Raw genomic sequence first — 13,191 nt, 5'->3', positions numbered from 1 at the left:
ATTAGGTGTGCGGCATGTCTTTACAGCTTAGAGATGCTAGTGTCCGCAGCAGGGCAGTTGAGGTGAGCGACACGCAGTGTGCTGGCGGCCCAGGGGCTGTGGTTGTGACTGGCGTTCGCAATACCTGCAGTGTGTATTGGCGCAGCGCACTTCGATCGCGCGGCCGCCAGGTTCATCCGGCCAATTCATCATCCGGCAATGTTGAGAATTCGAACTGCCTTCCGTTGCTGCCAAGCCGCGGGGGAGGTTCTCATGTGCGCACGGAGCGTGCGATATGAAGCGGCTCATGGGCCTCCCTGTCCTTCTCTTTCTCGTGCTGACGCTGGATTGCACAGCAGCGACTGAATTATTTTCGGTGCGGTGTGAAGGTGGCGTTCCGGTCCGCCCCTACTTCGCGACCTTCGACATCGATGCAAAGGCAGTCGTCTTTGAAACGCCACCGATGAATGTCGAAACAAATTTCGGGATCAATGCATACTCGGGAGAGATCATTTCCACGGAAGATGGAAAAATCGAATTCATCGTGCCCGTCCTTCCGGGAAGGCTCGACCTGATTTTCGATCGCGATCAAAAGACGATGACTTGGCCGGGAATAGATGACGCCACCTTTCGGCCGACACTGATCCACCAGTGCACGATCACCCCGCCGAGAAGCATTTTGAGCTTCCGGGTTCGCGATCCGATTCAGCACCCAATCTCCGTCCGCTGTGAAGACGCGGGATACATGTACTTCACGATGGATGCTGCTTCGAAACAGGCGCTCTTCGAGCGCGGCAAAGAGGGAAGAGGGTATCGGGGCGAGGTGACGGATGTCGGTCAGGATGGGGTCACGTTGTCCATGAATTTTGATGTCCCTCGCCGGGTCGTATGGAGCAAAAGTCGCCAGACCGTCACGATCGAAGGCATTGAGGGCGATGCAGCGCGGCCTCGGACTGTCATGCAATGTCAGGAAGTCGCGCCCCGAACAATGATCGAATTCCATAGGAGACCTCGGCGGTGAGAGCGGGCTCTCTCACGCGGCGTCGTTCCGGGATGGTGCCCCAGCACCAGACCTCAGATGCGCATCGGGGAATCTCGAGATTCCGGGTTCGATGCTTTCGCATCGCCCCGGAATGACGCGGGTAGAGTTCGGCGGGTAACCCGGCTACCCCAGCGCCGCCATCAGCTTGGTCGCGTTGTCCTCCAGCACCTTCACTTCTTCCTTGCGGCTCGCGGGTGGCAGCAGCGCGACGCCGTCGTGGCGTGGCATCACGTGCATGTGCAAATGAAACACTACTTGTCCGCCGGCGGGCTCGTTGAATTGCTGGACGGTGATGCCGTCGGCGTTGAAGGCCTTCATGGCAGCGGTGGCGATCTTGTGAGCGGCGCGCGCGACATGGGCGTAGTCGTCGGGGGTGATGTCGAGGATGTTGCGGGCAGGGACTTTTGGGATCACCAGCGTATGGCCCGGCGAACGCGGCATGATGTCGAGGAACGCCAGCACGTGGTCGTCCTCATAGACCTTGTGGCAGGGAAACTCGCCGCGCAGGATCTTTGCGAAGGGGTTGTTGGCGTCATAAGCGGGCATAGTTTTTCCCTCGAGGTTTGGTGCAATCTCACGTCGCTAGCTGAACAGGTCAAGCCTCGTCGGCTGCCTTGCGGAACGGGCCGGCCTGGGTCAGTTCGCGCCCGACCTCCGCCACATAGGCGCGCTCGCGCTTCAGATAGTCGGCAATCGCGCGTCGCAAATCGGGATCGGCAATGAAGTGCGCGGAGTAAGTGGTTTGCGGCAGGTAACCGCGCGCCAGCTTGTGCTCGCCCTGCGCGCCGGCCTCGACAATTTTCAGGCCGCGCTGGATCGCGAAATCGATCGCCTGATAGTAGCAGACCTCGAAATGCAGGAAGGGGTGATGCTCGACCGCGCCCCAATTGCGGCCGAACAGCGTATCCGAGCCGATGAAATTGATGGCGCCGGCAATCCAGCGGCCGTTGCGTTTGGCCATCACCAACAGCACGTCGCGGCTCATGCTCTCGCCGATCAGCGAGAAGAATTTTCGGGTCAGATAAGGCCGGCCCCATTTGCGTGAGCCGGTCTCCATATAGAACGCGAAAAATGCATCCCATGCTTGCTCGGTGATGTCGGCGCCGGTCAGGCGGTGGATCGTGACGCCGGCGGACGTGGCCTCGCGCCGCTCGCGCTTGATCGCCTTGCGGTGGCGCGAATTCAGCGACGTGAGAAAATCCTCAAAACTCGCGTAGCCTTCATTGTGCCAGTGAAACTGCTGGTCGTTGCGCAGCAGGAAGCCGTGCCGCCCTAAAAATTTCGCCTCGGCTTCGCGGGCAAAGGTCACATGCACGGAGGAGGCGTCGGTCGCGTTGCACAGCGCCATCAGGCCGCTCGCAAGCGCGGTTCCGATCTGCTCGCGATCGACGCTATCGCGGATCAGCAGCCGCGGGCCGGTGGCGGGGGTAAAAGGGACCGAGGCCTGCAGTTTCGGATAATAGCGTCCGCCGGCGCGCTCATAAGCATCCGCCCAGCCGCGGTCGAAGACGTACTCGCCTTGCGAGTGGGTTTTCAGATAGCAGGGGACGATGCCGGCGATCTTGCCGTCGAGCCGTGCCACGAGATGCCGCGCCCCCCAGCCGGTGCGGGCGCAGGCCGAGCCGGAAGCTTCGGCGGCTGCAAAAAATGCGTGAGAAACGAAGGGGTTATAGGCCGGCTTGCAGGCATCGCTTTGAGAGCCGCTGAGGGCCAGCGTGTCGAGGTTTTCGAGACTGGTCGGGTCGCCAGGCGGATTGGCGCAGGCATCCCAATCCGCAGCCGGTATGTCGGTGACGGAGGGGACGGCTTCGAGGGTGATTTCGGATGACGCCATCTAAAAAATTCGGACCGATCCCATCGTGCGATCAGCCATCGCGCATGGTGGCCAACGTTGCAAAGATCGTGCATCAGGCGGACGAGTTCAAGGTGGGTGGCTGCGCATCAGGTTCCCGGCAGGAACCCCTCGAAGATCATCTGGTCGGCAGTGCGCGCGGCGCGGGCGCGCTGCTCCGGCGTGCGCACGGTCCAACTCAACAGCGGCAGACCGAAAATATTGCGGGCGATCCACGGCGCGGCCGCCGGCAGCTCATCCACCCAATAGGCAACGAAATGCGGCCGGGTGTGGAAGGCATGGCGCAGATGCGTCATGCCGCGGCGCTGCTCCGCGGACGCTTCCGGCCACTCTTCGGCGGTATATTCGTGCTCGGCCACGATGCCGCGGGCGCGGCCCGGGATCAGTTCACGCAGCGCCACCACCTGATCCGGATCGAACGACATGCCGACGGCCGGGCCGTCATACGAGGCCAGCACGTCAGCCATCCGCTTCACCAGCCGGCGGTCGCCATTGAAATGGCTTTTGACCTCGATCACCAGCGGCACACGGCCGGCAACGAGCGCACAGAGATCGCCGAGCGTCATCATCCGCTCTGGCGTGTTCTTGAACTGAACCGCCTTGAGTTCGGCTGCGGTCTTGCCGAGCAAGGCGCCGGAACCTTCGGTGAGGCGGCCGAGCGTGTTGTCGTGATGCACCATCGCCTCGCCATCCGACGAAAGCTGGATGTCGCATTCGATAGCGAAATTGCCGTCGACGGCCGCCTGCGCGGCCGCCGGCATGTTTTCGACGATGCCGCGGGCAATATCATGCAGGCCGCGATGGGCGACCGGCCGTGCCGTCAGCCAGTCCGGCGCGCGCATGAGGGGTACTCCGCTCAGGACACCTCGAAGATGGCGTCGACCTCGACGGCGGCATCCGAGGGTAGCGAAGCGACGCCGACGGTGGTGCGGGCATGCCGGCCCTTGTCGCCGAAGGCGGTGACCATCAGGTCGGAGGTGCCGTTGAGCACTTTGGGCCCGTCGAGGAAATCAGGCGCGGAATTGATGAAGCCGCCGAGCCTGACCACGCGGACCACCTTGTCGAGATCGCCGAGCGCGGCCTTGACCTGCGCCAGCAGGTTGACGCCGCAGCCTTGCGCCGCCGCGTAGCCCTGTTCGATGGTGACGCCGGCGCCTAACTTACCCTTGGCGATCAGCTTGCCTTCCGCATCGGCACAAACCTGGCCGGAGACGAACAGCAAATTGCCGGTACGCACGAAGCCGACGTAATTCGCCATTGGGGTGCGCGGCTCGTTCAGGACGATGCCTTGCGCCGCCAGCTTCTGTTCGACCGTACCCGCCATGTTTTTCTTCCCCGATTGATTTGACTTTCCTGATCCGAGATCAGGCCGCACTGTTTCGCGCATCGCGCCGCCGGTTGCAAGCGAGGGTGGATCGGTGGCGCACGGGTGCGGTCAGCGAAAATCGCCTGTAAAATTGCCGAAAAGCAAGGCTTCCGGCGTCAAATTCGTGCGTTTCCCAGGCGTCGCCCTAGTTGCGACGCAATGGAGCCATCACTAATGTAAGCGAATCTCCTTCGAGGATAAAACTGGACATGGCTAGCTCGTTCCCGATTCCGGTCCGCGCTTTGGCGTTCTCTGCTGCCGCAACCCTGATCTCCGGCTTCGCCAGCGGACCGGCGCTGGCGGGCGCCGGCGGGCCGTTTCTGGCCCATCAGGCGCTCTATGAATTGAAGCTCGTCAAGTCGCGCGGGACCAACGCGATATCAGGGGCGCGCGGGCGCATCCTCTACAATTTTTCGGGCAGCGCCTGCGAGGGCTACACGTCCGAATTCCGCCAGGTGTCCGAACTCGACAGCGGCGAGGGCAAGCTGACGCTGAGCGATCTTCGCTCGCACTCCTGGGAAGACGCTGCCGGCAAGAGCTACCGTTTCAAGATCGACACCCGGATGAACGATGCCGATTCCGCTCCAATCGACGGCGTGGCTGAACGGGTCGGTGACCGCATCACGGTCAAACTGAAGCAGCCGGTTGCGAAGACGTTCGAACTCGACGGCAAGGTCGTGTTCCCGACCGAGCAGATCCAGCACATCATCGCCGCCGCGCGCGAGGGCAAATCGGTGCTGGAACTGATGGTCTATGACGGCTCCGACAATGGCGAGAAGGTCTACAACACGCTGTCGGTGATCGGGCAGCCGATCCCGGGTAGCCGCAGCATCGCGTCTCCCGATCCCTCGACCGCCAACGACCAGATGAAGACGCTGACCCGTTGGCCCGTGACCGTGAGCTATTACGATCGCGATGCCAAGACCAACGAAGGCGAGCAGACGCCGGTTTACGCGATGTCGTTCGAGCTGTTCGAGAACGGCGTCTCCCGCGCGCTGGTGCTCGACTACAACGACTTCGTGATTGCGGGCGCGATGGGCCGGTTCGATGTCAGGGATTCCAAGCCGTGTAAGACGGCACCGTCGACCCGGTGAACCGCCTCCAACGGCGAGTTGTGACAACGACAACCTGACCGTTTGCCGTGCCTTGATATACCGCTGACGTGGCGCCGTTTCCACGATGGTGAAGGCTGATCCCGCGAGCCCGCGGTGCAGCAATGGCGATGCGATTGGGCGCACCCATCTTGTATTGCGCCGGCCCAGCACCAATTATGAACTGTGGGATGCAGAATCGCTCTGGGAGCGAGGACGTGGCCAGTAAAAAAATGGCAGACGCAGGGCTCCCGGTGATCGCGCGCTTTGAAGTGCGTCACCGCAATTACCTCGCGCCAGACGGTTCGATCAACCGGCCGCTCCCTGCATTCGCCTCCGATGCCAGCCTTCTCACCGCGCTCTATCGAGCGATGGTGTTGCTGCGCATCTTTGACCGAAAGGCCGTCGCATTGCAGCGTACCGGCCGGCTTGGGACCTATGCCGTTTCGCTCGGCCAGGAGGCGGTCTCAGTTGGCATAGCCAGCGCGATGCGAGGGGAAGACGTCCTGCTGCCCTCCTACCGGGACAATGGCGCCCTGATCTGGCGCGGTGTCAAACTGGAGGAGATTCTGCTGTTCTGGGGCGGCGACGAACGCGGCAATCACTTCTCCGGGCCGGTCGAGGATTTCCCGTTTTGCGTTCCCGTGGGATCGCAGGCGCCGCATGCCGCTGGTGTTGCCTACGCCTTCAAGCTGCGCAGGGAACCGCGCGTCGCCGTATGCATGTTCGGCGATGGCGCCACCTCGAAGGGCGACGTCTACGAAGCGATGAATTTTGCCGGCGTGCACAGATTGCCGGTCGTGTTCGTCGTCACCAACAATCAATGGGCTATTTCGGTACCGTTACGACTGCAAACTGGCTGCGAAACACTGGCGCAGAAGGCCATCGCCGCCGGGTTCATCGGCGAGCAGGTGGATGGCAGCGACGTGGTGGCGGTGCGCGCCGCGGCTGAAGACGCCATTGTCGCAGCCCGCGACGGCCAGGGGCCACGCTTCGTCGAGGCCGTCACCTACCGGCTGGGCGATCACACAACTTCTGACGACGCGTCACGATATCGTTCGGCTGACGAAGTTCAGACCCGTTGGAAAGAAGAGCCGATTGCGCGCCTCAGGAACTATCTCGTCGGCCAGAAAATGTGGAGCAAGGCGGAGGAGGAAGCGCTTGCCGCGGAGTGCCATGCGCGCGTCGAGGCGGCGGTCGAGCGCTACCTGGCAACGGAGCAACGCCGCCCCGAAACTATGTTCGATCATCTCTATGCCAGGCTGCCCGAGGCCTATGCCGCGCAGCGGCGCGAACTCGCGGGAGAGGGCGATGTCTGAGATGACGCTGGTCGAAGCGGTCAATCTGGCGCTCGCCCGCGCGATGGAGGACGATCCTGATGTGGTCGTGCTTGGCGAAGATGTCGGCATTAATGGCGGCGTCTTCCGCGCGACCGCCGGGCTACAAGCGCGTTTCGGCCCGGAGCGCGTCCTCGATACGCCTCTTGCCGAACTCCTGATCAGCGGACTCTGCGTCGGCATGGCGGCGCAGGGATTGAGGCCCGTCGGCGAGATCCAATTTATGGGATTTCTGTATCCCTGCATCGATCAATTGGTGAACCATGCCTCCCGAATCCGCAACCGCACCCAGGGACGGCTCACCTGTCCAATGGTGCTGCGCACGCCGCATGGCGCCGGCATTCGCGCCCCCGAGCATCATTCTGAAAGTACCGAGGCGATGCTCGCCCATATCCCCGGCTTGCGCGTTGTCATTCCATCGTCGCCAGAACGCGCTTACCGATTGCTGCTCGCCGCGATCCGCGATCCTGATCCGGTGGTGTTTCTCGAGCCGACCCGCATCTACCGCGCGGCGAAAGGCGAGGTGGAGGACAACGGTGAAGCCCTGCCGCTGGATGTCGCCTTTGTCCTGCGGGAAGGCCGCGACGTCACACTGATCAGCTGGGGTGCGATGCTGAAGGAAACCATGGCGGCTGCCGACGCGCTCGCCGTTGACGGCATCGCCGCCGAGGTTGTCGATCTCGCTACGCTCAAGCCTTACGATGAAGTCACGGTGCTCGGTTCGGTCACAAAGACCGGGCGCTGCGTCATCGTACATGAGGCGACGCGCACTGGCGGATTCGGAGCCGAGATCGCTGCGCTGATCGCCGAACGCAGTCTGACCTCTCTGCTCGCACCTGTGGCTCGCGTCACCGGCTACGACACGGTCATCCCGATGGCGCGGCTCGAACAGCACATGATGCCATCGGTCGATCGTATCGTCACGGCCGCGCGCAAAGCCTGCCAGTTCAGTTGATTTTCAGCGGACTTGTCCCATGCGCCAGTTCGTCTTGCCGGATCTGGGAGAGGGCCTCGAAGAGGCGGAGATCGTGAACTGGTATGTCAACGAAGGCGATAACATTGTTACCGATCAGCCGCTGGTTTCCGTCGAGACGGACAAGGCCGTCGTCGAGGTGCCGTCACCGTCGAGCGGACGCATCCTGCATCTGTTTGGCGCCAAGGGAGATGTGGTGAAGGTAGGCGCGCCGCTCGTCGAGTTTGCCGAAGGCCCCGGGCAAGACGCTGGCGCAATTGTCGGGGAACTCGGCACCGGCGAGCAGCCGCCGGCAGCGGCAATATCTTCTCGGCCGGCGGCTGGACAGAAAGCCCAGGTGTTTCCGGCGGTCCGTGCGCTCGCCAGCAAGCTCGATGTCGACCTAGATATGGTCGAAGCCACAGGGCCCGGCGGCACCATCACCCGTGCGGATGTGGAACGGGCTGCCAAGGGCTTGTCCCATACCGGACCTGCCGAACCCTTGCGCGGTTTGCGGCGCGCGATGGCTCAGCGCATGACGGCGGCGAATGCCGAGATCGTCCCGGCCAGCGTCACCGATGACGCCGATATCGACGATTGGCGAAAGGGCGAGGACGCGACCATCCGCCTGGCGCGCGCGATCGCCGTCGCCTGCAAGGCAGAGCCTTCGCTCAATGCCTGGTACAATTCCGGCGCTGGCGAACGGCGTCTGATCGAGCGCATCGACCTCGGCATCGCAGTTGATACCGGGGGTGGATTGATCGTTCCAGTGTTGCGCAACGTCGCAGAGCGCGACGCATCGGATTTGCGAACCGGGCTCGACCGAATGCGCGCCGACGCAGTCGCGCGCTCAATACCTCCGGGCGAACTGCGCGGCGCGACGATTACGCTGTCGAACTTCGGCATGATCGGAGGCCGGTTCGCCAACCTGATCGTGGTCCCGCCGCAAGTGGCGATCATAGGCGCCGGCCGCATTGCCCAAAGGGTGGTCGCGCATCTGGGCCGGCCAGCGGTGAGGCGCGTGCTGCCGTTGTCGCTCACCTTCGACCATCGCGTCGTGACAGGCGGCGAGGCCGCTCGCTTCCTGATGGCGCTCAAGTCGGATCTTGAGCAGGCTTCGTAAGATAGATTGGGGAAAGGTCGCGGGCAGCCAATCGCGGCCATATTGAGATTCGACGAGGGAACCCCATGTCATCTCGATAAGGGAGTCCTGGCTGTGCAGACTGTACGGGCGACTCTTGTTGCGGCCGCTGCAGCGGTAGCTTTGGGTGTCTCACCCCTTGCCGCGTCGGCGGGAGAGGCCAACAGCAAGCTTGTGCTGACCGTCTCGGTCGACGGAGCGATCGGGCCGGCAACGGTCCGTTACGTGAAAGACGCTCTGACCAAGGCAAGCGAGCGGCATGCCGAGGTCGTCGTCCTGCGCATGAATACACCGGGCGGTCTCGCAACCAGCATGCGCGAGATTATCGCAGACGTGCTGGGGTCGCGCATCCCCATCGTCGGTTACGTTGCGCCCTCCGGAGCCCATGCGGCCAGCGCCGGAACCTATATCCTCTACGCCACGCATATCGCGGCCATGGCGCCGGGCACCAATATCGGAGCGGCGACGCCGGTGCAGATTGGCGGCCCGCTGCCGGGTCTGCCGGACGCTACGCCTGACAAGGGCGACAAAGACAGGAAGGACAAGAAGGACGGCGGCGACCAGCAGCCGAAGACGAAGGATGCCATGATGGCGAAGGCGACAAACGATGCCGTGGCCCTGATCCGCAGTCTTGCAGAGTTGCGCGGCCGCAATGCCGATTGGGCGGAGAAGGCGGTGCGGGAGGCCGCCAGCCTGTCCGCCAATGCCGCATTGCAGGCGAACGTCATCGACCTCGTCGCAGGCGACCAGGCCGAACTGCTCAGGCAAATCGATGGTCGCGCGGTCGAAGTTGCGGGTGGCGATACACGGCATCTGGCGACCAGCGACGCCGCGCGTGAAGCAATCGATCCCGGATGGGTCTCAGGAATGCTGAGGGTGATCACCGATCCCAACGTCGCCTTCATTCTCATGCTGGTCGGCATCTACGGCCTGATTTTCGAACTTTCGTCGCCCGGTGCGGTCGCGCCCGGGGTGATCGGCACGATCTGTCTGCTGTTGGGCCTTTATGCGCTCAACATGCTGCCCATCAACTATGCGGGCCTCGGCCTGATGCTGTTCGGGATCACGCTTCTGGTCATCGAAGCCTTCAACCCGACCGTGGTTCTCGGTCTCGGCGGGATCATCGCATTCGTGCTCGGAGCAGTGATGCTGTTCGAGTTCGAAGCGCCCGGATTCCGACTGTCATGGTCGGTGATCGGCATCGCGGCGGCAATCTTCATCGGCCTGATCCTGGTTGTCCTCGGTTCGCTTCTACGTGCCCGAAGAGGCCCGGCACGGCTCGGCGCGCAAGCCATGCGCGGCCTGCCTGCCGAAATCCTCGACTGGTCCGAGCGCGAAGGCCACGTCTTCACCCAGGGTGAGCGCTGGCAGGCGCGCGGCACCGAAGCCTTCAAGCCCGGAGAGGTGGTCGAGGTGGCCAACGTGGTCGATTTGACGTTGGTGGTACGGCGCCGGCCGGTGCTGACCGCCCGCCAGGGAGGTACGTCATGATGCTTGAATATTTGACCTATGGGATACTCGCGCTGGTCGCGATCATATTTCTGTTCTCGGCCATTCGCATCCTGCGCGAATACGAGCGCGGCGTCGTGTTTACGCTCGGCCGCTTCACCGGCGTGAAGGGCCCGGGATTGATCATCCTGATTCCGGTCGTGCAACAGATGGTGAAGGCCGATCTCAGGGTGATGGTGCAGGTCGTGCCGCCGCAGGACGTGATTTCGCGCGACAACGTCCCGGTCAAGGTCAACGCCGTCCTCTACTTCCGTATCGTCGATCCCGAGCGCGCCATCATCAAGGTCGGCGATTTCATGGCCGCAACCAGCCAACTGGCGCAGACCACGCTGCGCTCGGTGCTCGGCAAGCACGAACTGGACGAGATGCTCGCCGAACGGGACCGGCTCAATTCCGACATTCAGGAAATTCTCGATCAGCAAACCGACGTCTGGGGCATCAAGGTCACCACTATCGAGATCAAGGATATCGATCTCAACGAAACCATGGTGCGCGCGATCGCCAAGCAGGCCGAGGCGGAGCGGCTGCGGCGCGCCAAAGTGATCAATGCGATGGGCGAGCAGCAAGCCGCCGAGAAGCTCGTCGAGGCCGGCCGAACGCTTGCGCGGGAGCCGCAGGCGATGCAGTTGCGCTACTTCGCGGCGCTGCATGACATTGCGGGCGAGCGATCCTCAACCGTGGTCTTTCCGCTACCGATGGATTTGCTCGGCCATCTGCCCGGACGGCGGAGCGAAGCAACGCCCTAGGACGAGCTGAGCATCCTGCGAGGACCAGTCTGGTCGAGAGCGCCGGACCCGGATAGGCTTCAGCCCCAACCATGAACGTCAGGGAGACGCAAACATGAGCAAGCTCGAACAGCTTCGGCCAAGCGGACTTCACCACAATCCGGCTTACTCCCACGTCGTCGTCGCTTCGGGTGCGCGCACGATCTATCTCGCGGGACAGGTATCTACCGACGAGGAGGGACGGGTGGTCGGTGAAGGTGATCTGGCCGCGCAGACGACGCAAGTGATGCACAATATTGGCCTGGCGCTGAAAGCCGCCGGTGCGAGTTACGCCAATATCGTGAAGATCACCACCTTCGTCGTCGGCTACAAGCCGGAGCTCCGTCCGATCATCGGCAAGGCGCGCTCGGCGTTCTTTGAAGGCATGGAGCCGCCGGCGAGCACGCTCGTCGGTGTAACGGCGCTTGCGGCGCCTGAATGGCTGATCGAGATTGAGGCCGTGGCCGTCGTCGATTGACGTCTTCGCGTGTAGCTGCGGGAGGGGTGAGAGCGGTCTACTCCTCCTCGTCGTCTACCTTCGCCGGCCCCCTGTACGCGATGCCTCTGATGACAGCGGCATTGCCGAATTTCTTCCTGAGATCATCCATCGCGCGCTCGGCATGGGCGGAGCGGCGGTCGAGCATGTCGCTGTCGTCGGCCTGTGATCCCTCGCGCAGCGCGCTGACGCCGGTGCCCATCAGGCGGAAGGCGGTGCCGTCGATCTCCCTTGCCAGCATTTCGCGCGACACCGCAAAAATCTTCGCGGCGAGCTGGGTCGGCGACTGAATCGATTGCGAGCGCGTGCGCTGCCTGAAATCGGCGGTCTTCAGCTTCAGCGTGATGGTGAGGCCTGCGAGATTGCCGTTCTTCAGCCGCGACGACACCTTCTCCGAGAGCCGCCACAACAGCCGTTCCAGCGTGGCGAAATCCCGGATGTCGGTTTCGAACGTGGTTTCGCTCGATATCGTCTTGGCGCCGCGATCCGCCACCACGCTGCGCTCGTCGATGCCGCGCGCCAGCCGCCACAGCCGGCGGCCTTCGCCGCCGAACTGCTTCATCAACTCGACCTCGTCGGCGCGCTGCAGGTCTGAAATGGTGCGAAAACCCCTCTGCAGCAGCTTTTCCTGGGTCGCGGGGCCGACGCCGTAGATGAAGCCGACCGGCTTGTCCGCGAGCATCTCGCGCGCCTCAACCTGGTCGAGGGCGGCAAAGCCGCGCGGCTTGTCGAGATCGGAGGCGATCTTGGCCAGGAACTTGTTGGAGGACAGGCCGACGGACACTGTGATGCCGATGTCGCGCTCGACGTCGCGGGCAAAGCGCGCCAGCACTTTTGCCGGGATCATGCCGTGGACGCGCTGTGTGCCGGAAAGATCCAGGAACGCCTCGTCGATCGACAGCGGTTCCACTAGCGGCGTCAGCGTCTGCATGGCGTGGCGTACCTCACGGCCGACGCGGACATATTTGGCCATGTCGGGTGGAATCACGGCTGCCTGCGGGCAGAGCTCCAGCGCCTTGAACATCGGCATTGCCGAGCGCACGCCATAGGTTCGCGAGACGTAGCAGGCGGCCGATACCACACCGCGCTTGCCGCCGCCGATGATCACGGGCCTGTCGGCGAGTTCCGGATTGTCGCGCTTCTCGACGGTGGCGTAGAACGCGTCGCAGTCGATATGCGCCAGCGTCAGCGAAGGCAGGGCGTGGTGCCGGACGAGGCGCGGGGAACCGCATTCGCCGCACCGCCTGGCCTTGATATCGAGGTCACCGAGGCAATCCCGGCAGAAAGCGCGCGGACCATCTAAGCCTGGCGCAGGCGCGCTCACGGCACGTCGCGCTCCCCACTGCGGATCGCCGAGCACCTGGCGGGCGGCGGCAATGTTGGTCGGGTGTAGTTGCGAAGCGCTCGCAAACGCCTTCACGGTTGCATCGTCTCGCATGACAAAATCGAGCACCGAAGCCAGAAATTGGGGGTCGGCCGCGGCGGTGCGCAGTGTCTCCGGACCGATGCCGCTTTCGGCCAGGAACAGGCCGAGTCTTTCAGGATCGCCGGCAATGAAACTCAGCGCTTGAACTGCAACGATTTCAGCCACTTCGCGAGGGTTGTGAACAGGCTTTTTCAAAAGATGGGTTTGCCTTTCCGTTAACTTATGGTGTCTAGTTT

General features: G+C 63.0%; 13 protein-coding genes. 8 read left to right on the top strand and 5 right to left on the bottom strand.

The window, feature by feature from the left end; all coding sequences use genetic code 11:
- The first annotated feature begins 274 nt into the window (after positions 1-274).
- The gene (locus V1288_RS30995) at positions 275-1,000 is read left to right on the top strand and encodes a hypothetical protein (protein WP_334360638.1); all 726 of its coding nucleotides are present in this window, start codon (positions 275-277) and stop codon (positions 998-1,000) included.
- Between the two features lie 144 nt (positions 1,001-1,144).
- Here V1288_RS30995 and V1288_RS30990 read toward each other — a convergent pair whose 3' ends face one another.
- The 4 genes from V1288_RS30990 to V1288_RS30975 form a co-directional block, all read right to left on the bottom strand.
- Positions 1,145-1,567: an HIT family protein gene (locus V1288_RS30990; protein ID WP_334360637.1), complete on the bottom strand. Its 423-nt coding sequence runs from the start codon at positions 1,565-1,567 to the stop codon at positions 1,145-1,147.
- A 49-nt stretch (positions 1,568-1,616) separates the two neighbouring features.
- Entirely contained in the window at positions 1,617-2,855 is a 1,239-nt protein-coding gene (locus tag V1288_RS30985; RefSeq protein ID WP_334360636.1) for a GNAT family N-acetyltransferase, read from the bottom strand.
- Positions 2,856-2,962: 107 nt separating this feature from the next.
- A complete protein-coding gene (locus V1288_RS30980) occupies positions 2,963-3,715 on the bottom strand; it encodes a glycerophosphodiester phosphodiesterase family protein (protein ID WP_334360635.1) in 753 nt (250 codons plus the stop codon).
- A gap of 14 nt (positions 3,716-3,729) precedes the next feature.
- Entirely contained in the window at positions 3,730-4,197 is a 468-nt protein-coding gene (locus tag V1288_RS30975; RefSeq protein WP_334360634.1) for a RidA family protein, read from the bottom strand.
- Between the two features lie 251 nt (positions 4,198-4,448).
- Here V1288_RS30975 and V1288_RS30970 point away from each other — a divergent pair, with 251 nt between their 5' ends.
- The 7 genes from V1288_RS30970 to V1288_RS30940 all read left to right on the top strand — a co-directional run bounded on the left by V1288_RS30970 (position 4,449) and on the right by V1288_RS30940 (position 11,511).
- Positions 4,449-5,333, top strand: coding sequence for a cell envelope integrity EipB family protein (locus V1288_RS30970; protein WP_334360633.1), 885 nt, complete (start codon positions 4,449-4,451; stop codon positions 5,331-5,333).
- Between the two features lie 230 nt (positions 5,334-5,563).
- Complete coding sequence (gene pdhA, locus V1288_RS30965; protein WP_442893996.1) at positions 5,564-6,649, top strand: pyruvate dehydrogenase (acetyl-transferring) E1 component subunit alpha; 1,086 nt, start codon at positions 5,564-5,566, stop codon at positions 6,647-6,649.
- Complete coding sequence (locus V1288_RS30960) at positions 6,642-7,622, top strand: alpha-ketoacid dehydrogenase subunit beta (protein ID WP_334360631.1); 981 nt, start codon at positions 6,642-6,644, stop codon at positions 7,620-7,622. The genes pdhA and V1288_RS30960 overlap by 8 nt, the downstream gene beginning before the upstream one ends.
- A 19-nt stretch (positions 7,623-7,641) precedes the next feature.
- Positions 7,642-8,742 carry a dihydrolipoamide acetyltransferase family protein gene (locus tag V1288_RS30955; RefSeq protein ID WP_334360630.1) on the top strand — a complete coding sequence of 367 codons (1,101 nt, stop codon included), beginning with the start codon at positions 7,642-7,644 and terminating at the stop codon, positions 8,740-8,742.
- Positions 8,743-8,835: 93 nt separating this feature from the next.
- A complete protein-coding gene (locus V1288_RS30950) occupies positions 8,836-10,251 on the top strand; it encodes an NfeD family protein (protein WP_334360629.1) in 1,416 nt (471 codons plus the stop codon).
- Positions 10,248-11,015: a slipin family protein gene (locus tag V1288_RS30945; protein ID WP_334360628.1), complete on the top strand. Its 768-nt coding sequence runs from the start codon at positions 10,248-10,250 to the stop codon at positions 11,013-11,015. Before V1288_RS30950 ends, V1288_RS30945 begins: the two co-directional genes overlap by 4 nt.
- Positions 11,016-11,109: 94 nt before the next feature.
- Positions 11,110-11,511 carry a RidA family protein gene (locus V1288_RS30940; protein WP_334360627.1) on the top strand — a complete coding sequence of 134 codons (402 nt, stop codon included), beginning with the start codon at positions 11,110-11,112 and terminating at the stop codon, positions 11,509-11,511.
- A gap of 37 nt (positions 11,512-11,548) precedes the next feature.
- On the opposite strand, the gene V1288_RS30935 is transcribed toward V1288_RS30940, so the two are convergent.
- Positions 11,549-13,120 (bottom strand): DNA polymerase IV, encoded by a 1,572-nt coding sequence (locus V1288_RS30935; protein ID WP_334360626.1) that lies wholly within the window; start codon positions 13,118-13,120, stop codon positions 11,549-11,551.
- Positions 13,121-13,191: the final 71 nt, after the last annotated feature.

It is taken from the genome of Bradyrhizobium sp. AZCC 2176 (genome assembly GCF_036924645.1).
In the GTDB taxonomy this organism is placed as follows: domain Bacteria; phylum Pseudomonadota; class Alphaproteobacteria; order Rhizobiales; family Xanthobacteraceae; genus Bradyrhizobium.
The sequence above is the reverse complement of the archived record's forward strand: the minus strand, read 5'-3'. Positions and strand labels throughout refer to the sequence as shown.

Bases quoted from the DNA above. Each gene is read 5' to 3' on its own strand.
- V1288_RS30995 (WP_334360638.1), top strand. From the start codon at position 275: ATGAAGCGGCTCATGGGCCTCCCTGTCCTTCTCTTTCTCGTGCTGACG.
- V1288_RS30990 (WP_334360637.1), bottom strand. From the start codon at position 1,567: ATGCCCGCTTATGACGCCAACAACCCCTTCGCAAAGATCCTGCGCGGC.
- V1288_RS30985 (WP_334360636.1), bottom strand. From the start codon at position 2,855: ATGGCGTCATCCGAAATCACCCTCGAAGCCGTCCCCTCCGTCACCGAC.
- V1288_RS30980 (WP_334360635.1), bottom strand. From the start codon at position 3,715: ATGCGCGCGCCGGACTGGCTGACGGCACGGCCGGTCGCCCATCGCGGC.
- V1288_RS30975 (WP_334360634.1), bottom strand. From the start codon at position 4,197: ATGGCGGGTACGGTCGAACAGAAGCTGGCGGCGCAAGGCATCGTCCTG.
- V1288_RS30970 (WP_334360633.1), top strand. From the start codon at position 4,449: ATGGCTAGCTCGTTCCCGATTCCGGTCCGCGCTTTGGCGTTCTCTGCT.
- pdhA (WP_442893996.1), top strand. From the start codon at position 5,564: ATGGCAGACGCAGGGCTCCCGGTGATCGCGCGCTTTGAAGTGCGTCAC.
- V1288_RS30960 (WP_334360631.1), top strand. From the start codon at position 6,642: ATGTCTGAGATGACGCTGGTCGAAGCGGTCAATCTGGCGCTCGCCCGC.
- V1288_RS30955 (WP_334360630.1), top strand. From the start codon at position 7,642: ATGCGCCAGTTCGTCTTGCCGGATCTGGGAGAGGGCCTCGAAGAGGCG.
- V1288_RS30945 (WP_334360628.1), top strand. From the start codon at position 10,248: ATGATGCTTGAATATTTGACCTATGGGATACTCGCGCTGGTCGCGATC.
- V1288_RS30940 (WP_334360627.1), top strand. From the start codon at position 11,110: ATGAGCAAGCTCGAACAGCTTCGGCCAAGCGGACTTCACCACAATCCG.